We start from the raw sequence: 21,349 nt of genomic DNA, 5'->3' as shown, positions 1-21,349 counted from the left end.
GCTGCCGTGTCGCGTCTGTTCAGCGCCTATGTGATCGTGGATTGGAGCGCCGCGGCCAAGCCGAGCACGGGCGCGGACTCCATCTGGATCGGCGTGCTCAAGCGCGACGTGCGCTTCCGCCTCGGCTTCGAGAGCTACAATCCGGCCACCCGCGCCGAGGCCGAAACGCGCCTGACCGCCATCCTCGACGACCTGAAGAAGCGCGGCGAGCGGGCCCTGGTCGGCTTCGACTTCCCGCTGGGCTTCCCGCGCGGCCTGGCCAAGGCGCTGGCCCTGCCCGGCGACAAGCCCTGGCGCGCGGTCTGGGACCAGCTGGCCAAGATGGTCAAGGACAAGGCCGACAACACCAACAACCGCTTCGGCGTCGGTTCGGAGATCAACCGGCGCCTGACCGGCGGCCCCTTCCCGTTCTGGGGCTGCCCGCCCAAGGACGCGTTGACGACACTGCAACCCAAGCGGGTGCGCGAGCACGGCCCCGACGACCTTCCCGAGTTCCGCCAGGCCGACAAGGCCGCGAAAGGCGCGCACTCGATCTGGAAGCTCTACTACAACGGCTCGGTCGGCGGTCAGGCGATCGTCGGCATCCCGGCCGCGCGACGCCTGAAGGACGCGCGCGGCGAGGCGGTGCGCGTCTGGCCGTTCGAGACGGGCTTCAAGGCCCTGACCGAGGCCGATCTCGAGGGCGTCGACGTCGTCGTGGCCGAGGTCTATCCGTCGCTGCTGAAAGCCGTCCCGGCCCCGGGCGAGGTCAAGGACCTGGCCCAGGTGCGCGAGCTGGCCGAGCACTTCGCCAAGCTGGACGAGGCCGGCAAGCTGGCCGCCGCCTTCGCCGCGCCGAAGGGTCTGGACGAGGAGGCGCTGGCGGTCGCGGAGACCGAGGAAGGCTGGATCCTGGGGGCCTAGGCCCCCTCCTCCTCCGCCAGCTTCCGATCCCGCAGGTCCAGGATCCTGAACCGCGCCAACAGGAAGCCGGCCGCCAGGAAGCTGGTGACGATCACCGACAGCACCACGCCGTTCAGGCCCATGCCGCGCGGGATCGCCAACCACCAGGCCAGAGGGCCCATGACCAGCGCGTAGCTGATCAGGTGGGTGATGGTCGGGACCCACACCTCGCCGCGTGCGCGCAACGCCTGGGCCGCCACCACCTGCACCGCGTCGGGGGCCAGGAAGAAGCAGGTCAAAACGAGGGCTGGCAGGATCAGCTCCAGCGCCGCCGGATCGGTCGTATAGGCCAGGGCCACCCAGTGGCGGGTCGGATAGAGCAGCAGCGCGGCCGCGACGCCGATCACCGCGATCACGCTGAAGGCGATCCAGCCGGCGCGGGTCATGCCGGCGGGGTCCCGCGCGCCATAGGCTCGCCCAACCTGCACCGCCGTCGCCGAAGCCACGCCCAGCGGGATCATGAAGATGATCGCCGCCACGTTCAGCACCACCGCCCACGCCGCGACGGCCAGGGCGCCGATCCAGCCGGCCACCAGGTTCATGCCGGCGAAGGCCGAGACCTCGAAGAAGTTCGACGCGCCGGCGCCATAGCCGATCCGGCGCTGCTCGATCTCGGCGGGTCGATCGCGCGCCGGCTTGTCGAACACGCCCAGCGCGCGGGCCTCCTTCATCCGCAGCACATAGATCGCCAGGGCCGCCAGAAGCGCAAGCCGCGCGGCGAAGGTCGACCAGGCGCCGCCCGTGGCCCCCAGCGCCGGCAGGCCGAAGGTCCCGGGCACCAGGAGCAGGTTGGCCGCCAGGTTCACCAGGTTCGCCAGCCACATCATCACCGCCCCCGGGGTAGGCCGCGCCAGCCCCTCCAGCCAGAAGGTCAGCACCACCGAGACCGAATAGAGCGGCAGGGACAGCGCGAACACGATCAGCGGCAAGGTCGCGCCGTCGGCAAGACCGTCCTTCAGGCCCAGGCTATGCAGGAAAAACGGGCCCAGCAGCGCCTGAAGCGCCATCCCGCCGAGCCCGAGCCACAGGCTGTAGGTCAGGCCACGCCGCAGCACCGCCCCCGTCTCGTGACGCTTGCCGGCGCCGATCGCGCGGGCGGTCATCACCTGAACCCCGACCAGCAGGCCGACGTTCATGGTCACGAAGATCGACGATGGGGCCCAGGCCATGGCGTGGAAGCCCAGCTGCTGGGCCGAGTAGTGGCCGACCACGATCGCGTCGGTCAGGCCCATGACCATGATGCCCAGGCGCGACAGCACGACCGGCCCCGCCAGGCGGAGCAGTTCGATCAGGTCGGTAAGGATGGGGCCGCGCGGCCGCTCCTGAGGAAGCGCCGTTAAGGCCGCGTCGCGCGGCATGGAGATCACCAATGTCAAAGAAGGCGCGCAAGGTGGCTGAAGCCCTCCGCGCGGGCAACCGCTTTCGGTCACGGTTGGAACATCGCGCGACGCCAGTGGTTTTCCGGGCTCACCTTCAGGAGGCAGCCATGGCCGAGACCCAAACGCCGCAATTCGAACAGGCCGGCGATCGCGCCGCCGACGCCGAACGCGCCATCCAGGCGCCGCTGGACGCCCAGGAAGAACGCTCCTTCCAGCCGAAGGACGAGGAAAAGTCCGAGGCCATGCAGGCCGGCGCCCGCCCCTACCCCGCTCCGCCCTTCCCCGAGCAGCACCAGAGCAAGCCTGGCGACGAATACCGCCTGGATCCCGCGCCGATGTACGACGCCCCCTTCTACAAGGGCTCGGGCAAGCTCGAGGGCAAGGTCGCCCTGATCACCGGCGCCGACAGCGGCATCGGTCGCGCCGTGGCGGTGCTTTTCGCCCGCGAAGGCGCCGACGTGGCCATCGCCTATCTCAGCGAGGACAAGGACGCCGAGGCCACCCGCCTTGCGGTCGAAATGGAGGGCCGCCGCGCCATCCTGCTGCCCGGCGACGTGGCCGACCCGGCCTACGCCAAGGCCGCTGTCGAAAAGACCGTCGAGGCGTTCGGCCGGCTCGACGTGCTGGTCAACAACGCCGCCTTTCAGGAGCACGTCACGGATTTCGAGGACCTGACGGCCGAGCACTTCGACCGGACGCTGAAGACCAACCTCTACGGCTATTTCCACATGGCCAAGGCGGCGGTGAAGCACCTGCCCAAGGGCGGCGCGATCATCAACACCGGCTCGGTCACCGGCCTGCTGGGAAACAAGGACCTCTTGGACTACTCGATGACCAAGGGCGGCATCCACGCCTTCACCCGGTCGCTGGCGACCCATCTGGTCGACAAGGGCATCCGGGTGAACGCCGTGGCCCCCGGCCCTGTCTGGACGCCGCTGAATCCCGCCGACAAGCTCGCTTCGCAGGTCGCCAAGTTCGGCAGCCAGACGCCGATGAAGCGCCCGGCCCAGCCGGAGGAGATCGCCCCGGCCTATGTCTTCCTCGCCTCGCCCCAGACCTCCAGCTACATCACCGGCGAGATCCTGCCGATCATCGGCGGCTATAGCGGCGGCTAGTCCGCCGCGTGCTAGAAGCGACTCCTGTTCAAGGAGTCGCCCATGGCCCGTCGCGTCGCCCTCGTGTCCCTGCTGGTCGCCGACTATGACGAGGCCATCGCCTTCTATGTCGGCAAGCTGGGCTTCGACCTGGTCGAGGACACCGACATGGGCGGCGGCAAGCGCTGGGTGGTGGTCTCGCCTGGAACCGATGGAACGAACTTCCTGCTGGCCCGCGCCATCGGCGATCAGGCCGAGGCGATCGGGCGCCAGGGCGGCGGCCGCGTCTGGCTGTTCCTGCATACCGACGACTTCGCCGGCGACCACGCGCGCATGGTCGCCGCCGGCGTGAAGTTCCTGGAAGAGCCGCGTCACGAAGCCTACGGTACGGTGGCGGTGTTCGAGGATCTGTACGGCAACCGCTGGGATTTGCTGCACCCGGGGGCCTAAAGACCGACATGACGCGCCTGCTTGTTCTCGTCGCGACGCTGCTCGCTTTCGCGCTGCCCGCCGCGGCCGCGCCCAGGGCCGGCAAGGTCCGGGTGCTGTATCTCGACCAGTCGGTCGGCTTCGTGCACGCGCCCGTCATGCCGCCAAAAGCCAGCAACGGCCCCACCCTGTCCGAGATCGCCATGGCCGAGATCGGCGCGCGGTCGGGCGCCTTTAGCGTCCATTCGACCCGCGACGCCAGCGCGATCACCCCGGAGACGCTGAAGGACATCGACGTCCTGGTCTTCTACACGACCGGCGCCCTGCCCATCGCGCCGGCGACCTGGGCCGCCATCCAGGACTGGATCAAGAGCGGCCGGGGCGGCTTCGTCGGGCTGCACAGCGCCACCGACACCGGCTGGCCCTATGACGGCCCCGGCGAGCCCTACACCGCCTTCATCAACGGCAAGTTCGCCGGCCATCCCTGGACGCAAGGCGCGCCGATCACCGTCCAGGCGCTGGGCGACGCGAAAGGGCCGATGAACCAGGCCTGGCCGCGCCGCTTCGCCTATGCGGAGGAGATCTACCAGTACGCGGACTACGATCCGGCGCGGGTGCGCGTGCTGCAGGCGCTGGACTTCAGCGACATGGCGCTGAAGCGGCCGTGGTTCGTGCCGATCACCTGGGCGCGCCAGATCGGCAAGGGCCGACTGTTCTACACCAACCTCGGCCATACGCCGGCGACCTGGGCCGACGCGCGCTATCGCCGGCAGATCGTCGACGCGGTGCGCTGGACGGCAGGCCAGCTGCCGGGCGACGCCAAGCCCAATCCGGACGAGCAGGCGCTGTGGGCGCTGCGCGCGCTGCTGGCCTACAGCGGTCGCCCCTCGACGGAGATCGATCAGCGCGCCGCGCGCCTGGCGAAAGCCGATCCCGCGTGGCTGCGCGACGCGGCGGCGCGGACGGCGGCGCTGCGCCCGCTGTGGCCGATGAAGCCGGACAGCGACCGCGCGCCGTTCGACGCGGCCTATTCGGCTCTGCTGGCCGAGGTGCTGGCCAAGTCCGAGGGCTGATCGGGGCCGAAGGCCTCGGCGGCGTACGTTCGAAGCTGCGCGGCGATATCGGTCGGCCAAGCCTCGATCCGCGTCTCGAACGCCGTGTCGTCGCCCGCGAACAAGGCGCGCATCGCCTCTTCGAAGCCCGGAAGATCGCCCGCCATGGCCGAGGCGAAGCGATAGGTCGCCTCGCGCGCGGCGCGGACCCGGTCCGGCCCCTCGGCGGCGCGGCTGGCCGCCTCGACCAGCTTGCGCAGCGCCACCGAAGCCCCGCCGGGCTGGCTGGCCAGCCAGTCCCAGTGGCGCGGCAGCAGGGTGACCTCGCGGGCGACCACGCCCAGCTTGGGGCGCCCGCGACCGCGCGGAGCCTCGGCCGGCCCATAGCGCCTTGAGATCTCGTCCTGCCCTCCCGTCAGGTCGAAGTCTATTCCGCGACCGTCCGGACCAAACACCAGAACTCCAGGCTGTGACGCCAGCGCATGAGCGGCCAAGGCGGCCTCCACGCGCGTTCCAGACGCCACGCGCTCAGGCCCGCGGAAGACGACGAAACGCTCGTCCATCAGTTCAGCCCCCGCGCGCTCAGCGTCCCGATCCAATGAGCGCGACGGTCCTTCAGGCGGCTCGCCCGGCAGAACGCGTCCAGACCTTCGGCGTCGACCGTCTCGATCGGTTCGAAGACGAAGGCGTCCGCGCCGTGCGCGTTCCAGGCCGCCTGCAAGGTCGGCTCCCGGTGCGATCCTTGACGCAGGCTGAACCATACGCCGCTTTGTCGCGTCGAGAGGTCGGGGGTCGCGCCGACCCACACCTCGCCGCTCGCCAGACAACGGACGGCGTACACGCCCGCCTCGACCTTGCGTTCCTTGTATGCGCGCAACAGCGCCTTGCGTCCGGACATGATCGCCTCCTGGACGCGCCTTTTACCCGGACAAAAATAAGAGTCAATATTACCCGGTCGAAATTACGCCGGGATGGGGCGATAGGCGACGTAGCCACGCTCGACCATGCGACGCATGGCCTCGTAGACCGAGGTCAGTTCCTCGTAGGTGGAGCGCAGATGGTGCAGACGGGCCACCTGGGCCTCCGTCAGCGTCGCGCCGTGGTCGGTCATCGCGACGGCTTCGGTCACCCAGCGCGCCCGCGCGGTCGAAGCCGCGACGGCCAGGCGCTGGAACTGTTCGCCCTCCACGCGCGGGACAGTGACGGACAGAACCGCCTTGTTCGAGGCGAAGGCGGTGTAGTCGATCTGTTCTAGATAGCCACGCATGCGCCGCTGGACCTGCGGGTCCGTATCCGTAGGTTCGAAGTGGTCGCCCGCACGGCGCGTACTGGATGTCATGATGGACATGACGACCTCCGACCCGGCCAAATCGGCCGCCCAGAAACCCAGGGTGCGACAGACAGCTTAAGGACGTGTTGAGACGCCGATCATCTATCCTAGGCGCACCCTAGAGCAGTTTTCGGAAGCCGATACGCACCGTACGGCCCAACGGATCCAAGTAATCGCGCTGGTAAGCCTGCGGCGTTTTGCCGTTCTGGTCTCGCACCGTCTGCTTGGCGTCGAGGATGTTGTCGAAGTTCAACGAAACCTGCGCGCCCTTCAGAATCGGGAAGCGGTCCACGGCCTTCTTCCGCGCCGGGACGCTGAAATTGGCGAAGAAGTTCACGCCCACCGTGGCGAGGTCCGAGAAGTAGAGCGTCTGGCCGCCGGTGGCCCCGCCATTGACCCAGGTCGAGTCCTTCCAGGTCCCGTTGAAGCGCATGCCCAGGCCGTCCTTGAAGTAGCCGCCTTGGATCTGGACCTCGTGCCGCGCCTGGCCGGTGCGCGAGTTGATCGCCGAGCCATCCAGCTGGTCGAGGACCGGCAGGCCCTTTCGGATGGTCACCTCATCGGTCAGGCGCCAGGTGTGATAGACAGACAGCTGGAACATGCCTTGACCCGGCCGCATCAGGCCAGGAGGCGGGCCGCCGAAGCCGCCGCCGCCCGGACCACCGCCAGGACCGCCGGGGCCGCCGCCCATTCGCATCCCGCCCCCGACGGGACCGCCGCCCATGCGTCCGCCGCCCGGCCCCGCCGTCGCGCCGGGCGCCGGTTGGCCGATCGGCTTGAACAGGTTGAAGCCCCAGCGGATGTTCTCGCTCTCGGCGCTGGCGAAGTTCACCGGCCGGGCGTCGATCGCCAGCAGGCGCCCCGTGGCGTCGCGGGTGAAGCGCTCGGGGAACGCCCGCTCCAGGTCCGGCGTGATGGCCGGGAACGACGAGATCATGTTCTTGGTCTCGGCGCGGGTATAGGTCGCGTTGAAGGTCAGCTCGGTCTTTTCGAACGGCTTGAAGTTCACGCCCAGCCGCTGGACCTGGCGATTGTCGTTCCGCAGGTTGGGGTTGCCACCATCCGTCCGGGTGATGATCACCGTCTGGCCGGTCGTGAAGTCGAACACCGAGACGTTCGGCGTCACCAGCACCGGATCGTTGATCTGGTTGGTCGAGGGCGCGCCCTCTTCGTCGGTGTAGCTGGCGATGAAGCTGATCTTCTTGATCGGAGACCAGTTGAGCCCGCCGCCCAAGGTGGTCAGGCCGCCCAGGTCCGACAGGTCGTCATAGCCCAGATTGAAGTTCACCGAGAGGTCGCCGGCCTTGGCCAGGAAGTCCTGGCGCGTGCTGGTCAGCGGCACGGTGAAGCTGCCCTGGACGCTTTCGGTCGTGCGGGTGATGTCCCGCGTCGTCGTCACGCCGGACCGGACGGTCTTGGAGTCCAGGCTCTTGCTGTTGGCCCCGACCTTGAGCGTCGTCTGCAGCGGGCCGGCGGGCAGCTGGAACAGGGCGCCGTTCAGCACCAGCTCGGCGCTGGCCGAGGTCGAGACCGAGTGCGCGGTGTCGTCGGCGACGCGCTTGTACAGGGTGGACGACAGGGGGCCGAAGGGATTGACGGTCGGGTCGCCGGCCGCGATCGCCGCCTGCAGCGCCGTGGCGTCCAGACCGCGCCCCGTCGTGGTGTCGGTCGCCGTGCGGTCCAAGTCGCTCGTCAGGTTCCAGCGCCAGTCCTTGACCCGGCCGTTGGCGGCCATGCTGACCTGGGTGCGCAGCGTATCGACATTGCGCGCCAGCGCGTCCGGAGAGTCGATGTAGCGATAGCCGATCACCGACTGGGAGAACGGCGAGAACGGATTGCCCGCCGGCAGGGTGAAGCTCACGCCCGGCAGGCCCAGAAGCGCATGGCTGCTGCTGTCTTCCAGGTTGCCGCTGATCGTCAGCTGGGTCTGCTTGTTGAGGTCGCGGCTGTAGGCGCCGCGCAGCGTGGCCTTGTCCGACTTGGAGATCAGCGACCGATCGCGGGTCAGGTCGCCTGTGTTGTAGCTGTTGGCCAACGCCGCGTAGTCGGCGAGGCTGGCGCGCCCCGTCGCGGCCGAACTCGGAACGCCGGCGAAGGTCACCGCTCCGCCGGTCAGGCTGGACAGCCCCGCGATGCTGGCGCCGCCGACGCCCGCGATATTGCCCGTCAGATCATAGGGCTGACCGTTCGGAGACCGCACGATGTCGCGATCCCGCTCCAGCAGATAAGGCTCGTGCGACAGCTGGACGTCGACGTTCCAGCGCTTATCGCCGTCGATATGGACGCGGTTGCCGCCGGCGCTGGGCGCGGTGCGGCCGCCATCGGTCGCCACGGTCGCCGCCGCCTGGGTCTGCAGGGCGTTGTAGTTCTTCTTCAGGATGATGTTCACGACCCGCTGGTCGGCCTTGTAGCCGTAGCTGAGCGCGACTTCCTCAGGCAGAATCTGGAAGCGTTCGATCGCCTCGGGCGGAATGCCCTGGATCTCCTGGAAGCCCGAGATGCGGCGGCCATTGACCAGCAGCACCGGTCCGCTGCTGCTGTCGCGGCCGCGGGTGCTGGTCGTCTGGGGCGTCAGCATGGTCAGCAGTTCGCCGATGCTGGTCGCGCCGAAGCTCTGGATCTCGGCCTCGTTCAGCTCGATATCCGGCTTGATGTCGCCCTCGACCTTGCCGCGGGGGTCGGCCTGGATCACCACACCCTCGACCTCGTTGGAACCATCGTCCTTCGGCGCCGCCTGCTTCTGCTCCTCGGCGGCCGGAGACGCGGAGAGCTGCGGGGCGGCCACGGCGGCGTTGGCGGGATCGAGCGCGGCGGCGGCCAGCCCATAGAGAAGCACGGAAAGGGTCATTCGGCCCACGGAAGACGAGTTGCAATCAGGTCGCACCGAATGCGACGCAAACGCTGGGGGTCGCCGCTCCTGACGGGTCGTCCCGCATAGCAACGCCCCCGGCGTTATCAAAGGACTATGTGTGATAAAGCGCGCACCAGTGTGTCCTGCGCGCGCCTAGCTGGTGGTGAAGCTTTGAAATATGGTCACATTTCGTGCGACCAGACCTCAATGATCGCAATGATGTTTCAAGACGGAAACAAGGCTTGGACTGAGGGACCCGGTCCCACCCTCAACGCGCGCTTCGTCGAAGCTCAGCCATCAGTTCCTCGATAGGCTTGGCGCGCCCGCCCACCTGCCAAGGCCAGTGAAATCAACGCGGACGACGCGCGGGTTCTAAGCCAGCACGACAGCCTGGGCGGTCCGGCGCAAGGCGCGCGGCAAGTCCGGTCCATAGCCGAAGCGGACGACGAGGTCGGGTCGCTTGCCCGGCTCGCCCATCCAGGCGGCCATCCGGCGGCGCGTCGACGGATCCTCGACCGGCTGATTGAGGAAAGCCAGCTTCAAGCCCGCCGCCGTCGCCGTCAGCGCGAAGCGGGTGAAGGCGCGGCCGACGGCGATCCAGCCCTCGGGCGTCTCGCTTGGGCCGGTGAAGATCGCCGCGCCCGCCGAGCCGCGCATCCAGCGGGTGATACGCTCGGCTTCGCCCTTTTTCGTCATGACCAGCGGCAGGAGCCGCTCGCCCAACCAGCGCGGAGTCGTCAGATTGCCGGAGGCGGCCGCGAACAGGCCATCGCGCCGCGCCAAGGCCTCGGCGGCGTCGAAGCGGATCCAGTCGACGAGCTCGCGCATGAAGGCCGGGTCGGCGAGCTGGGCGCTGTTTCCGGCGACGATCATGTCGGTCAGGTGGTTTCGCTGGTCGGGATCCAGAACCAGACGCAGTCCGACATCTTTTCCGACGGCCGCCTCCAGCCGCCGCAGCGTGGCCGCGTCCGCCGATCGGTTGTCATAGGCGGTCCGGGTGGAGGCGCGGCGCGGGATCGCCTGGAACAGGGCGTCTGGACGGGCCGGCGCGCTGGACAGGGCGATGCGGACGCCGCCGCCCGGCAGCATCTCCGGCTCGCCCGCCCAGCCGTAGCCGAGCCCCGCCTGAAGCAGGGTCTCGGTGGCGCAGCCCAGGCTGACGAACAGGTGGTGGTCGTCCGGATCGACGACCGGCGTGCGGCGCGAAAAGTCCGGCAGGATCTCGATCGCGCGCGGCTCGACGCGAAAGCGCCAGGGTTGGGTGTTATGCCCGTTCGCCGCCAGGGTCGCGGCGTGGATCAGCGCCATCATCGGGACGCCGCCGCCGCCCAGGTCCGGCAGTCGCCAGAGGTCGTGGACGGCGCGATCGTAGGGGTTGTCGCCGCCAGAGCATCCCGCGACCAGCAGGGGCGTGGCGGCGATCAGGGCGCGGCGGGTCGGCATGGCGGCGGCTCCGAAAGCTCAAGCCTAGCCGCCGCCCGCCGCGGCGCCTTGCGGCGCGTCAAACGCCCTATTCGGATTTCAGATAGATTTCCGAGCCCTGCTCCTTGAACTTCTCGCTCATGACGGCCATGCCGAGTTCCACTTCGTTCGGAGCCTTGGCGGCCGCGAAGTCGCGAACCTCCTGGCTGATCTTCATCGAGCAGAACTTGGGACCGCACATCGAGCAGAAGTGCGCCGTCTTGTGCGCTTCCTTGGGCAGGGTCTCGTCGTGGAACTTCCGCGCGGTCTCGGGGTCGAGCGCCAGGTTGAACTGGTCTTCCCAGCGGAACTCGAACCGCGCGCGGCTGATGGCGTCGTCCCACATCGCCGCGCCAGGATGCCCCTTCGCGAGGTCGGCGGCGTGGGCGGCCAGCTTGTAGGTGATGACGCCGGTCTTGACGTCGTCGCGGTCGGGCAGGCCCAGGTGCTCCTTGGGCGTGACGTAGCAGAGCATCGCCGTGCCGAACCAGCCGATCATCGCCGCGCCAATGGCCGAGGTGATGTGGTCGTAGCCAGGCGCGATGTCCGTGGTCAACGGGCCGAGGGTGTAGAACGGGGCCTCGTGGCAGTGCTTCAGCTGCTCGTCCATGTTGGCCTTGATCTTGTGCATGGCCACGTGGCCCGGCCCTTCGATCATCACCTGGACGCCGTGGTTCCAGGCGACCTTGGTCAGCTCGCCAAGGGTGCGCAGCTCGGCGAACTGGGCCTCGTCGTTGGCGTCGGCGGTCGAGCCCGGACGCAGGCCGTCGCCCAACGAGAACGACACGTCATACGCGCGCATGATCTCGCAGATGTCCTCGAAGCGCTCGTAGAGGAAGTTCTCCTTGTGGTGCGCCAGGCACCACTTGGCCATGATCGAGCCGCCGCGGCTGACGATGCCGGTGACGCGCTTGGCGGTCAGCGGCACGAATGGCAGGCGCACGCCGGCGTGGATCGTGAAGTAGTCGACGCCCTGCTCGCACTGCTCGATCAGGGTGTCGCGGAAGACCTCCCAGTTCAGGTCCTCGGCCACGCCGTTGACCTTCTCCAGCGCCTGGTAGATCGGCACGGTGCCGATCGGCACGCTCGAATTGCGGATGATCCAGTCGCGGATGTTATGGATGTTGCGGCCGGTCGACAGGTCCATGACCGTGTCGGCGCCCCAGCGCGTGGCCCACACCAGCTTGTCGACCTCGTCGGCGACGGTCGAGAGCACCGCCGAGTTGCCGATGTTGGCGTTGATCTTGACCAGGAAGTTGCGGCCGATCGCCATCGGCTCAAGCTCGCCGTGGTTGATGTTGGCCGGGATGATGGCGCGGCCGCGAGCCACTTCCTGGCGCACGAACTCAGGCGTCACGAAGTCCGGGATCGACGCGCCGAAATCGTCGCCGTCACGCACGCACGGAGCGTTCTGCTCGCGGCGCAGGTTCTCGCGGATGGCGACATATTCCATCTCGGCCGTGATGATCCCGGCGCGGGCGTATTCCAGCTGGGTGACCAGCTTGCCCGGCTTGGCGCGGTAGATCTTGCGGCCTTGGTCGGGAAATTCCGGGGCCAGGTGCTTGCCCTGGGCGAAGCCGTTGTCCTCGGGCTTCACCTGGCGAGGATCGGTGACGATCTCGACGTCGCCACGCGCCACGACGAAGGCCTCGCGCGAGCGCGGCAGGCCTTTCTCGATGTCGATGGCGATGGTCGGATCGGTGTAGGGGCCAGACGGATCATAGACCGTCACCGGCGGCTCGTTGGCCGACGGGTGGACCGCCACCTCGCGGAACGGGACGCGCAGGTCGGGGAACAGCTCGCCGGCCTGGTAGACCTTGCGCGAGCCGGGGATCGGACCGGTCGAGATCGTCTCGGCCACGGCCTTGATGGTCGTCTGGATGTTCATTTCGGGCGCTCCTCAAGCTTCCAAGGAGACCCGGACGTGCGTGCTTGAGTCGGTCTGACGGACGCCTATCAAGACCGCGCCCGCGTTCCCTCCCTTCGCCGGCATGACCCGGATCAGGTTCTACGGGTCAGGGCGGAAGCCCAATCTCAGCCGCGCGCGCGGCCCCCCGGTGAACAAGGGACGGACACTAGGCGCGCTGACGTGGAGGTCAAGCGTTGATACCGGTCAAGCTCGTCAGGCGTCGTCGCCGGCCTCGACCACGCCGCGCATGTGCATCAGCACGTCGGGCTGGCCGCGCCCGACCTGGATGAAGCTCTCCGCCAGGGCGCGGGTCGCCTCCTGGAGATCATATCGACCGTCGTTGAACCGCAGCAGGACGCTCTCGATGTAGCGGTCCAGCAGAACCCGGTCTTCGCTCGTGAAGGTCATGGACATGGTCGAACTCTCCCGCTTGCTGAACGACCGCGCGTTGACAGAGATCAAAGGCTCGCGGCCGAGAAGGTGTCGCACGCCGACGGATCACCCTGCTCGTAACCGCGGCTGAACCACCGCATGCGCTGGGCGCTTGTGCCGTGGGTGAAGCTGTCGGGCACGACCTGGCCCTGCGTCTGCTTTTGCAGGGTGTCGTCGCCGACGGCGGCGGCCGCGCCGAGGCCGTCCTGGATGTCGGACCGGTTGATCACGATCCGCCCGCCCGAGGCTTCTCCGGCGTGCGCCGCCCAGACGCCAGCATAGCAGTCGGCCTGCAGCTCCAGGCGCACCGAGCCGCTCTCCTCGCCCCGCGCGCCCAGGCGGCGGGCCTGTTGATCGGCCCCCAGCAGATGCTGGACGTGGTGGCCGATCTCGTGGCTGACGACATAGGCGCGGGCGAACTCGCCCTTGGCGCCGAAGCGGCCCTCCAGCTCCCGCCAGAACGACAGGTCCAGATAGACCTTCTGGTCGGCCGGACAGTAGAAAGGTCCCATGGCGGACTGCCCGGTCCCGCAGCCGGTTCCAGTAGCCTCCTTGTAGAGCACGATCGCCTCGGGCGGCCTGTAGTCCACGCCTTCACGCTGGAAGATCGGCGACCAGACCTCGCGGTTGGAGGTCTCGATCACGTCGATGAACTGGCCGTCGCGATCAGAGACCTCGCCTCGGACGCCCTCTTGCTGCACGGGTTGCTGCAGCCCCTGGGCGACATCCATCGTCGTGCGCGGATCGATGCCGAACACGAAATAGCCGATCGCGGCCAGCACCACCGCGCCGATGCCGCCGCCAGCGATGCCCACCGGCCCCAGACCGCGCCGATCCTCGATGTTGCCGGACCGACGGCCGCCTTCCCACTCCATCAAAACCTCTTCGTCTTCAGCGTTTTGGTTCGCTCGCGGGCCGTATGGCGCGCATGCGGGCGTTGCTCTGCGCCAGCGCTTCCTGGGTCAGTTGATCGAGACGGCTCATGGCGTTGGCGCGATCGGCCTCGCGGCGCGCAGGATCGTCCACGGCGCGCGCGGGCGGGACGGTCATCGACGGCGCGGTGAGGATCGAGCTGGCGCGCTGCTGCTCCAGACCGCGCAGCAAGCTGTCGGTCCGGGCGCGCTCCTGAGCATTTGAGGCCTCGATCTGGCTGGCCAGCAGGTCTCGCCGGACGTCTTCCAGCGCGTGGGCGGCGGCGTTGCGCGCCTCGATCTCGCGCAGGCTCTGGGCCTGGACGCTCCCGCCCAGAGCCGCGAGGCAAACCGATAGGCAAAGGACCTTTCGCACGCGACGCGTCGCTCCTTCAGTTGGAACGGCCCGCCGCGCCGCTCAGGCGCGGATCAGGGCCGTTTGACGGTGAAACGCGCCAGCTCGGTCTTCGGCGCCGCCCAATCGGGATTAAGCTCCGCCGCCTTGGCGTAGTCGAGATAGGCCGCGCGGAGATTGCCGAGACCTTCATTGGCCAGGGCGCGATTGTAGAGGGCGCGCTCGGGGTCCTTGACGCCTAGCGACAGACCCTTGTCGATCTGGGCCACGCCCTCCTGATAGCGCGCTTCGCCGACCAGGGTGGCGCCGCGGTTCACATAGGCTTCGCCGAGGCTGGGATCGATGCTCGACGCCTGGTCGAAGTCCGCACGCGCCGCCGCGAACTGATGCTGGCGCATCTGCAGCACGCCGCGGTTCACATAGGTGCGGGCGCGGTCGCGGAAGTTCAGGTTCTCCAGTTCCAGCGCGGTGGTGCAGGCGAGCACGGCGCGGTCGTCGGACCGCCCCTTGAGCGCGGCGTCGGAGCATTCGTTGGCCGAGCCGCCGCCGATGATGAGGGTCGAAGCGCCGGCCGCGCCGGCGAACAGGAAAGCCGCCGCGCCCAGCGCGACGTACGGAATCATCCGGGTCATGTCTTCCTCCGTGGAGCCGGTCGTTTGAGCGCCGGTTCTCAAGGATTGATCATATCACCAAGGGGCCCGCGGGGGCGCCACCTAATCATCGCGGCGCGCGCCAGTCGTGCTAACAGAGCAGCGACATTCCGAGGGACTACAGTTCATGCATCTCGCCCGCTTCCCCCGCGCCCGCTTCGCCCACCTGCCGACGCCGCTGGAGCCCCTGCCCCGCCTGGGCGCGGCGCTGGGGATCGATCTCTGGGTCAAGCGGGACGACTGCACCGGCCTGGCCGGCGGCGGCAACAAGACCCGCAAGCTGGAGTTCCTGCTCGGCGAGGCCCTGGCGCGGGGCGCCGACACCCTGGTCACCCAGGGCGCGGTGCAGTCCAACCACGTGCGCCAGACGATCGCCGCCGGCGCGCGCTTCGGCCTGAAGACCGAGGTCATCCTGGAGGAGCGCACGGGCTCGAAGGCCGGCGATTACATGGGCAACGGCAACGTGTTGCTCGACAAGCTGATGGGCGCGGCGATCCGCTACGCGCCGGCCGGAACCGACATGGTCGCCGAGGTGGAGGCCACCGCCGACAGCGTCCGCCAGCGCGGCGGCAAGCCCTATGTCATTCCGGGCGGCGGCTCGAATACGGTCGGCGCGCTGGGCTATGTCGACTGCGCCCGCGAGCTGATCGTCCAGGCCGACCAGATGGACCTGAAGATCGACCGGTTGGTCACCGCCACCGGCAGCGCCGGCACCCACGCCGGCCTGGTCGCCGGCTTCGCCGCGCTGTCGGTCGATGTTCCGATCCTGGGCTTCGGCGTCCGCGCCCCCAAGCCCAAGCAGGAGGAGAACGTCTTCAACCTGGCCGTCGCCACCGCCGAGACCATCGGCGCGGCCGGGCGGGTCAGGCGCGAGGCGGTCGTGGCCGACTGCGACTATGTCGGCGAAGGCTATGGCCTGGTCGACCAGGGCGTGATCGACGCCTTGACCCTGGCCGCCCGCACCGAAGGCCTGCTGCTGGACCCGGTCTATTCGGGCAAGGCGATGAAGGGCCTGATCGACCAGGCGCGCAAAGGCGTCTTCAAGAACGAACGCGTCGTCTTCCTGCATACGGGCGGCGCTCAGGGACTGTTCGGCTATCAGAGCGTGCTGGAGCCGGCGCTTTAGGGAGCGAACCGATGAGCAAGGTCCTCGGCGTCCTGGGCGGCATGGGGCCTGCCGCCACCCTCGACTTCCTCGCCAAGCTGCAGGCGGCCACGCCGGTCCAGCGCGAGCAGGATCACCTGCGCGTCCTGGTCGACATCAATCCCAAGGTCCCCGACCGGAACCACAGCGACTCCGATCCCGGCCCGGTCCTGGCCGGCATGGCCGCGGGCCTGAGGGACGCCGGCGCGCAGGTGCTGGCGATCGCCTGCAACACCGCCCACGCCTATGCCGACGCCGTGCGCGCCAGCGGCCTGCCTCTGGTCGACATGCTGGAAACGGCGGGCCTCGCGGCCAGGGCGCAGGGCGCGAGCACGGTCGGCGTGCTTGGCACCGGCCTGGCGCTGGGCCTCTACCGCGACCGCTTCTTCCATATGGGCCTGGAGGTCGTGACGCTCGACGACCACGAACAGGTCGAGTTCATGGCCCTGCTCTATCGCATCAAGCATGGCGACGTCGGACCGGCTTCACGCGAAACCATGGCCGCCCTCGCCCATCGCCTGGTCGGCAAGGGGGCTCAAAGCGTGGTCGCCGGCTGCACCGAAGTGCCGCTGGTGCTGAGCGCCGACGACCTCTCGGTCCCGTTCCTCGACGCCACCGAGACCCTCGCCCGGCGCTGCGTGGCGGTCTGCTGCAGCTAAGCCAGACATGAAAACGCCCCCGGATTCGAACGAACCCGGGGGCGTCGTCCTGTTCCCCAACAGGACAGCGTCGAACGCCGCCGCTCCGGGCGCGGTCTCGCCTCAAACCTGATCTCCAGCTATTCGCCGAAGATCAGTCGGCGGACAACGCGTCCGGCTGTCGCAGTCAAAGCCGATGGCTGCCGCGCGGCTTGGGATCGGCGGCTATTCGCAGACGCGCCGCAGGTTCATCAGCACCTTGGGCGTATCGCGCCGCAGCGCTTCGCGCATGAGCGCCTTGGGGACGGGCCAATCCACCGCCAGCCGATTCTCGTAGAACACGCGGGTCCGACGACCGCCATCCAGACCCTGGAGCCGCCATTCGCCCTGCTGGATCTGGAGGTCGCCCTCCACCAGCCGGAACCGGATCAGGCTGTAGGGCTCGTAGTCCGAGCGGAACACGATCCGCATGCCCGGAAAAATCAGGTTCCGGCGCGTGATGTGTTCGCGGATGTCCCAGCCGCGCGCCTGATCGCCCTCGACCACCCGGCAGCCGGTCAAGGTGCTGATCATGACCTTGGCCGCCGCGCAATCGGTCATGGTGCGCCACACCTTCTGGATCGGCGCATCGATGTCGATCACCGCTCGCACGTGGCCGGCGACGCCATCGGGATCAGGCGTGACCTCGGCATAGGCCTCGCCGCGTTTGAGCGCCGACTGGGCCTTTGGCGTGAGGTCGAACGCGTGCGCGCTGGCGGCGCAAGCCGCCCAGATCGCCAGGACTACCGAAATCCCAAACCGCATGACGCGCTCCAATTCCGCCGTGATACGTCGGCGCGGGGCGAGCGGATGGATGCCGGGCGCAGTCTAGGAGGCGCGCCCCAAGGCGACGCGGACCACCTCTGGCGCGTGGTCGATGACCCGAAGATAGGCCGCCAGCGCCGGATCCAGGCGAGCCTCGCCGTGCTCCAGGTCCTGCAGCAGGGTCAGATCGATGTGGAAGACCGAGGCGAAATCGGCCTGCGAGAGCCCGGTGCGCCAGCGGACCGCCTGGACCAGGGCGCGGGCAGAGCGGGCGCGCGCGGGAGTCGCGGCTTCGTCGATCGCGGGGTCGGCGTGTCGGGTCATCGGGTACGCTCCTGAACTGGCCCTTCCCATGGCGGACTTTTAGGACGTCCTCATTGCGAAAATTCGACGACTTTAAGTCAGGAAGCCGCCAGATCGCCGCCGGGACGGTCCTCGGTCTTCTTGGCCAGGAAGGCGGTGGTCGCCTCGATCGCCTCGACGAGCCCGACCCGCTCGATCTGGACGCCCTCCGGCAAGCTTGAGAACAGCCGCGTCGGCGCGGCGGCGTCCAGCATCACGAAGACGCCGCGATCGTCGGCCCGCCGGATCAGCCGGCCAAACGCCTGGCTGATGCGAGCCCGCGCCACGGCGTCGTCATAGCCCTTGCCGCCGAACCGCAGGCGCCGGGCCTTGTGCAGCACGTCGGGACGAGGCCAGGGCACGCGATCGAAGACCAGCAGGCGCAACGACCGTCCCGGCACGTCCACCCCGTCGCGGATGGCGTCGGTGCCCAGCAGGCAGGCGTCCTCCTCCGCGCGGAAGATGTCGACCAGCGCCCCGACCTCCAGCGGATCGACGTGCTGGGCGTAGAGCGCCAGGCCGTTGTCTGCCAGCGGCGCGGCGATGCGCTCGTGCACGGCCTTCAGGCGGCGGATGGCGGTGAACAGGCCAAGCCCCCCGCCGCCGGCCGCCAGAAAGAGCTCGCGCATCGCGGCCGAGACCTGGCGCGGGTCTTCCTTGTTGACGTCCGTGACCACGAAGGCCTTGGCGTTGTTGGCGTAGTCGAACGGCGAGACCAGCCGCAGCACCTTGGGCGCGGACGGCAGCCGGGCGGCGCCGGTGCGCATCTCGGCCAGGGCGAAGGGGTCCTCCAGCGCCGGATCGACCAGGGTCGCGCTGGTCACCAGCACCCCGTGGGCCGGCGACAGCACGGCCGCCCGCAGCGGCTCGGTCGGGTCCACCCAGTGGCGGCGGCAGGCGGCGTCGACGACGCGGCCGTACAGGAAGGTGGCCTCGAACCAGTCGACGAAGTCGGGGTCGGTCTCGCTGGGATCGACGTCGTCCTCCTCCAGCGCCTTCAGGATCGAGCGCCAGGCGGGCAAGGTCATGCGGGCGCGGCGATCAAGACCTCGCAGCGCGCCTTCGATGCGCGCGCGTTCAGAGGGGGCCAGGTGCTCGGCCTCCTCGTCCAGAACGTCTTCCAGCGCGCGGGCCAGGGCCAGCAGCGGCGCCTCGATCGAGGCTAGCGCCTTGGCGGCCTCGGGCGCCCGCTCGCGGACGAGATCGATCGGCGGGCGAGCGTCGCACTGCAGGCCCAGATCGGCGCCGCCCCGCTCGCTGGTGCGGGCGCGCAGTTGCTCGATGACGGCGACCAGGAAGTTCTCGATCGGCCCGATCGGATTGATCTGGCCGTCCGGCGGCGCGACGCGGCCGGACCACCCCTCCCCCGGCAAGGCGGCGGCGGCGTGGATGGCTTGGCCCATCGCCTGCCGAGCCCCCTCGCGGTCGCCCAGGATGTCGAGCAGACGGGCTTCAAGCCCCCGGCCCCGCCGCCCCCGACCTTCGGGGCCCCGGATCCAGCGGCGCAGCTCGGCCGCTTCGGCGCCGGACAGGGCGGCGGAGAAGGCGCTGTCGGCGGCCTCGAACAGGTGGTGCCCCTCGTCGAAGACGATGCGCTTGAGGCTGGTGGTCTCATTGTCGCCCTTCAGCCCGCGCGCCGTCCGGGCGCCGTCGAAGGCGGCCTGGGTCAGGACCAGGGCGTGGTTGGCGATGACGAGGTCGGCGCGCTTGGAGGCGCGCACCGCCTTCTCGATGAAGCAGATGCGATAGTGCTGGCAGCCGGCGTGGATGCACTCGCCGCGCCGGTCGACCAGGTTGGCCGGACTGGCCTGGGCCGACGGCGGCACGGCGGACAGTGTCGGAAGCCAGGCGGGGAAGTCGCCGCCGGTCATGTCGCCGTCGCGCGTCGCCCGCGCCCAGCGCGCGGTCAGGGCCAGGCCGATCAGGTCGCCATTGCCGAGCTGCGCGCCGTTGATCTGCTCCTGGAAGTTCAGCAGGCACAGGTAGTTCTCGCGCCCCTTGCGGACCACCGCCTTCTTGGCGCGCTCCTTGGGGTCGGGATAGATCGAGCGGCTCTCGCGCTCGATCTGGCGCTGCAGGGCGCGGGTGTAGGTGCTGACCCAGACCGACGGCCCATTGGCCTCGGCCCACAGCGAGGCCGGCGCCAGGTAACCGAGCGTCTTGCCGACGCCCGTGCCGGCCTCGGCCAGCATCATGCGCGGCTCGCCCTCGCGCTCGCGCGGCTGGAAGGCGTAGGCCGCCTCCTTGGCGAAAGTCGCCTGGGCTTCGCGGATTTCCTCCAGGCCCGAGCGTTGCAGCAGTTCGGTCAGGCGCTGGCCCGCGCGCTCGGGGTCGATGGGTCGCGACCCGGCCTCGCCGGGCGGCGCCTGATCCTCCCACTCGGGCAGCCGCGCCCAGACGTCGAGGCCCGAGCCGCGGAACTGGTTGCCGACCGGGACGGACCGCAGCGCCCCGATCACGGCGGGTCCCCAGGACCAGCCGGCCTTGGCCAGGGTTTCGGCGACCGCCAGCGCTTCCTCGCGCGAGGGGACAGGCGTCAGGGCCAGCTCGCGCAGCAGGGCGTCGGCGCTTTCGCGCAGGCTCTGGGCCTGCTGGGCGGCGCCGTGCGGTTCGGCGAGACCCAGCGCCATGGCAAGGCCCACCGCTGACGGCGCGCAGAAGGCGCCGGGCCGGACGAAGGCGTGCAGTTCCAGCACATCGAACAGCCGGGGCGAGCGCGGCGGCGGCGACAGGTTCAGCCGCCGCGCGGTCATCGCGCCGTGCGCGACCAAGACCGGGCCATGCTCGAACAGGTCGCGAGCGTCGGGCGCGCGCAGCATCCGCCCCTCGCCCCCGCCGTCGGCCATGCCGGCGCGCGGGCCGGGCAGGACGACCAGGGCTGGAGCCAAGTCCAGAGTCGGCGGGGAAGCGGTCACGCGAGTCTGTTAGCAAAAGCCGGGTGAAACAGAAAGGGAACATGCTATATGGCGATGAATGCTCGCGGCTGACGCCCTTCCTCCCCGCTTCCAGCAATGGTTCGCCGACCGCGGCTGGAGCCCGCGCGCGCACCAGCTGGCCATGCTGGAGAAGGCCCGCGAAGGCCGCGGCGCCCTGCTGATCGCCCCCACCGGCGGCGGCAAGACCTTGGCGGGCTTCCTGCCCAGCCTGATCGAGCTGGCCGAGCGCCCGCCGCGCAACGCGCCGGCCGGCGTGCACACGCTCTACATCTCGCCGCTGAAAGCGCTGGCGGTCGACGTCGAGCGCAACCTGCTCACCCCCATCCGCGAGATGGGGCTGCCGATCGTCGCCGAGAGCCGGACCGGCGACACCGGCGAGGCCCGCAAGGCCCGCCAGCGCGTCCGGCCGCCGGACATCCTGCTGACCACGCCCGAACAGCTGGCCCTGTTCTGCGCCTGGGAGGGCGCGCGCGAGTATTTCAGCGACCTCTCCTGCGTGATCATCGACGAGGCCCACGCCATCTGGCCCTCCAAGCGCGGCGACCTCTTGGCGCTGGGCCTGGCTCGGTTGCAACAATTCGCGCCACGGATGCGGCGGGTGGGGCTGTCGGCGACGGTCGATGATCCGGACCTGGTGCGGAAGTGGCTGGGATGGAACTCCCCTCCCCCTTGCGGGGAGGGGGCAGGGGG

The 21,349-nt window shown here is 69.3% G+C and carries 21 protein-coding genes and 1 riboswitch; of the genes, 7 read left to right on the top strand and 14 right to left on the bottom strand.

Features of this window, described 5'->3' with window-relative positions; translation table 11 throughout:
- The first annotated feature begins 6 nt into the window (after positions 1-6).
- Positions 7-903, top strand: a complete 897-nt coding sequence (locus AX690_RS17715) for a cobalamin biosynthesis protein CbiG (RefSeq protein WP_066683100.1) — start codon at positions 7-9, stop codon at positions 901-903.
- On the opposite strand, the gene AX690_RS17710 is transcribed toward AX690_RS17715, so the two are convergent.
- Positions 900-2,318, bottom strand: a complete 1,419-nt coding sequence (locus tag AX690_RS17710; protein ID WP_066683099.1) for an MATE family efflux transporter — start codon at positions 2,316-2,318, stop codon at positions 900-902. The genes AX690_RS17715 and AX690_RS17710 overlap by 4 nt on opposite strands.
- 110 nt (positions 2,319-2,428) lie before the next feature.
- On the opposite strand from AX690_RS17710, the gene AX690_RS17705 reads away from it, so the two are divergent.
- From AX690_RS17705 to AX690_RS17695, 3 genes are read left to right on the top strand one after another with little or no spacing between them, the layout of a single operon-like run.
- On the top strand, positions 2,429-3,436 hold the full coding sequence (locus AX690_RS17705) for an SDR family oxidoreductase (RefSeq protein WP_066730507.1): 1,008 nt from the start codon (positions 2,429-2,431) through the stop codon (positions 3,434-3,436).
- Positions 3,437-3,478: 42 nt separating this feature from the next.
- Entirely contained in the window at positions 3,479-3,865 is a 387-nt protein-coding gene (locus tag AX690_RS17700) for a VOC family protein (RefSeq protein ID WP_066683097.1), read from the top strand.
- Between the two features lie 8 nt (positions 3,866-3,873).
- Positions 3,874-4,917, top strand: coding sequence for a ThuA domain-containing protein (locus AX690_RS17695; protein ID WP_066683096.1), 1,044 nt, complete (start codon positions 3,874-3,876; stop codon positions 4,915-4,917).
- Here the strand turns inward: AX690_RS17695 and AX690_RS17690 are convergent.
- The 10 genes from AX690_RS17690 to AX690_RS17645 form a co-directional block, all read right to left on the bottom strand.
- Positions 4,872-5,459: a DUF2239 family protein gene (locus AX690_RS17690; RefSeq protein WP_066683095.1), complete on the bottom strand. Its 588-nt coding sequence runs from the start codon at positions 5,457-5,459 to the stop codon at positions 4,872-4,874. The genes AX690_RS17695 and AX690_RS17690 overlap by 46 nt on opposite strands.
- Positions 5,459-5,794, bottom strand: a complete 336-nt coding sequence (locus AX690_RS17685; RefSeq protein WP_066683094.1) for a GIY-YIG nuclease family protein — start codon at positions 5,792-5,794, stop codon at positions 5,459-5,461. Before AX690_RS17685 ends, AX690_RS17690 begins: the two co-directional genes overlap by 1 nt.
- A gap of 63 nt (positions 5,795-5,857) precedes the next feature.
- Entirely contained in the window at positions 5,858-6,244 is a 387-nt protein-coding gene (locus AX690_RS17680) for a hypothetical protein (RefSeq protein ID WP_066683093.1), read from the bottom strand.
- Positions 6,245-6,344: 100 nt separating this feature from the next.
- On the bottom strand, positions 6,345-9,074 hold the full coding sequence (locus tag AX690_RS17675; RefSeq protein WP_066730506.1) for a TonB-dependent receptor: 2,730 nt from the start codon (positions 9,072-9,074) through the stop codon (positions 6,345-6,347).
- A gap of 375 nt (positions 9,075-9,449) precedes the next feature.
- Entirely contained in the window at positions 9,450-10,520 is a 1,071-nt protein-coding gene (locus tag AX690_RS17670) for a hypothetical protein (protein WP_066730505.1), read from the bottom strand.
- A gap of 67 nt (positions 10,521-10,587) precedes the next feature.
- Positions 10,588-12,426: a phosphomethylpyrimidine synthase ThiC gene (thiC, locus tag AX690_RS17665; RefSeq protein WP_066683090.1), complete on the bottom strand. Its 1,839-nt coding sequence runs from the start codon at positions 12,424-12,426 to the stop codon at positions 10,588-10,590.
- 73 nt (positions 12,427-12,499) lie between these two features.
- Positions 12,500-12,605: riboswitch (TPP riboswitch) on the bottom strand.
- A 55-nt stretch (positions 12,606-12,660) separates the two neighbouring features.
- Complete coding sequence (locus AX690_RS17660) at positions 12,661-12,861, bottom strand: hypothetical protein (protein WP_066683089.1); 201 nt, start codon at positions 12,859-12,861, stop codon at positions 12,661-12,663.
- 44 nt (positions 12,862-12,905) lie between these two features.
- Positions 12,906-13,754 (bottom strand): neutral zinc metallopeptidase, encoded by an 849-nt coding sequence (locus AX690_RS17655; RefSeq protein WP_066683088.1) that lies wholly within the window; start codon positions 13,752-13,754, stop codon positions 12,906-12,908.
- A gap of 16 nt (positions 13,755-13,770) precedes the next feature.
- Positions 13,771-14,166: a hypothetical protein gene (locus AX690_RS17650; protein ID WP_066683087.1), complete on the bottom strand. Its 396-nt coding sequence runs from the start codon at positions 14,164-14,166 to the stop codon at positions 13,771-13,773.
- 53 nt (positions 14,167-14,219) lie between these two features.
- Positions 14,220-14,777 carry a hypothetical protein gene (locus AX690_RS17645; RefSeq protein WP_066683086.1) on the bottom strand — a complete coding sequence of 186 codons (558 nt, stop codon included), beginning with the start codon at positions 14,775-14,777 and terminating at the stop codon, positions 14,220-14,222.
- 145 nt (positions 14,778-14,922) lie between these two features.
- On the opposite strand from AX690_RS17645, the gene AX690_RS17640 reads away from it, so the two are divergent.
- Together AX690_RS17640 and AX690_RS17635 are read left to right on the top strand one after the other, a co-directional pair.
- Entirely contained in the window at positions 14,923-15,921 is a 999-nt protein-coding gene (locus tag AX690_RS17640) for a D-cysteine desulfhydrase (protein ID WP_066683085.1), read from the top strand.
- 11 nt (positions 15,922-15,932) lie between these two features.
- Positions 15,933-16,598, top strand: a complete 666-nt coding sequence (locus AX690_RS17635) for an aspartate/glutamate racemase family protein (RefSeq protein ID WP_066683084.1) — start codon at positions 15,933-15,935, stop codon at positions 16,596-16,598.
- Between the two features lie 204 nt (positions 16,599-16,802).
- Here the strand turns inward: AX690_RS17635 and AX690_RS17630 are convergent, their stop codons facing one another.
- The 3 genes from AX690_RS17630 to AX690_RS17620 all read right to left on the bottom strand — a co-directional run bounded on the left by AX690_RS17630 (position 16,803) and on the right by AX690_RS17620 (position 20,638).
- Positions 16,803-17,381, bottom strand: a complete 579-nt coding sequence (locus AX690_RS17630) for an SRPBCC family protein (RefSeq protein WP_066683083.1) — start codon at positions 17,379-17,381, stop codon at positions 16,803-16,805.
- A gap of 63 nt (positions 17,382-17,444) precedes the next feature.
- The gene (locus AX690_RS17625; RefSeq protein WP_066683082.1) at positions 17,445-17,705 is read right to left on the bottom strand and encodes a DNA-binding transcriptional regulator; all 261 of its coding nucleotides are present in this window, start codon (positions 17,703-17,705) and stop codon (positions 17,445-17,447) included.
- Between the two features lie 77 nt (positions 17,706-17,782).
- Positions 17,783-20,638 (bottom strand): ATP-dependent DNA helicase, encoded by a 2,856-nt coding sequence (locus AX690_RS17620; RefSeq protein ID WP_066683081.1) that lies wholly within the window; start codon positions 20,636-20,638, stop codon positions 17,783-17,785.
- Between the two features lie 58 nt (positions 20,639-20,696).
- On the opposite strand from AX690_RS17620, the gene AX690_RS17615 reads away from it, so the two are divergent.
- The coding region (locus AX690_RS17615) for a DEAD/DEAH box helicase (protein ID WP_156449719.1) at positions 20,697-21,349 on the top strand (653 nt) is incomplete at its 3' end.

This window comes from Caulobacter sp. CCH9-E1 (assembly GCF_001556515.1).
Classification (GTDB): Bacteria; Pseudomonadota; Alphaproteobacteria; order Caulobacterales; family Caulobacteraceae; genus Caulobacter.
Note: the sequence above shows the minus strand (reverse complement) of the source record. Positions and strands in the feature narration are given on the sequence as shown.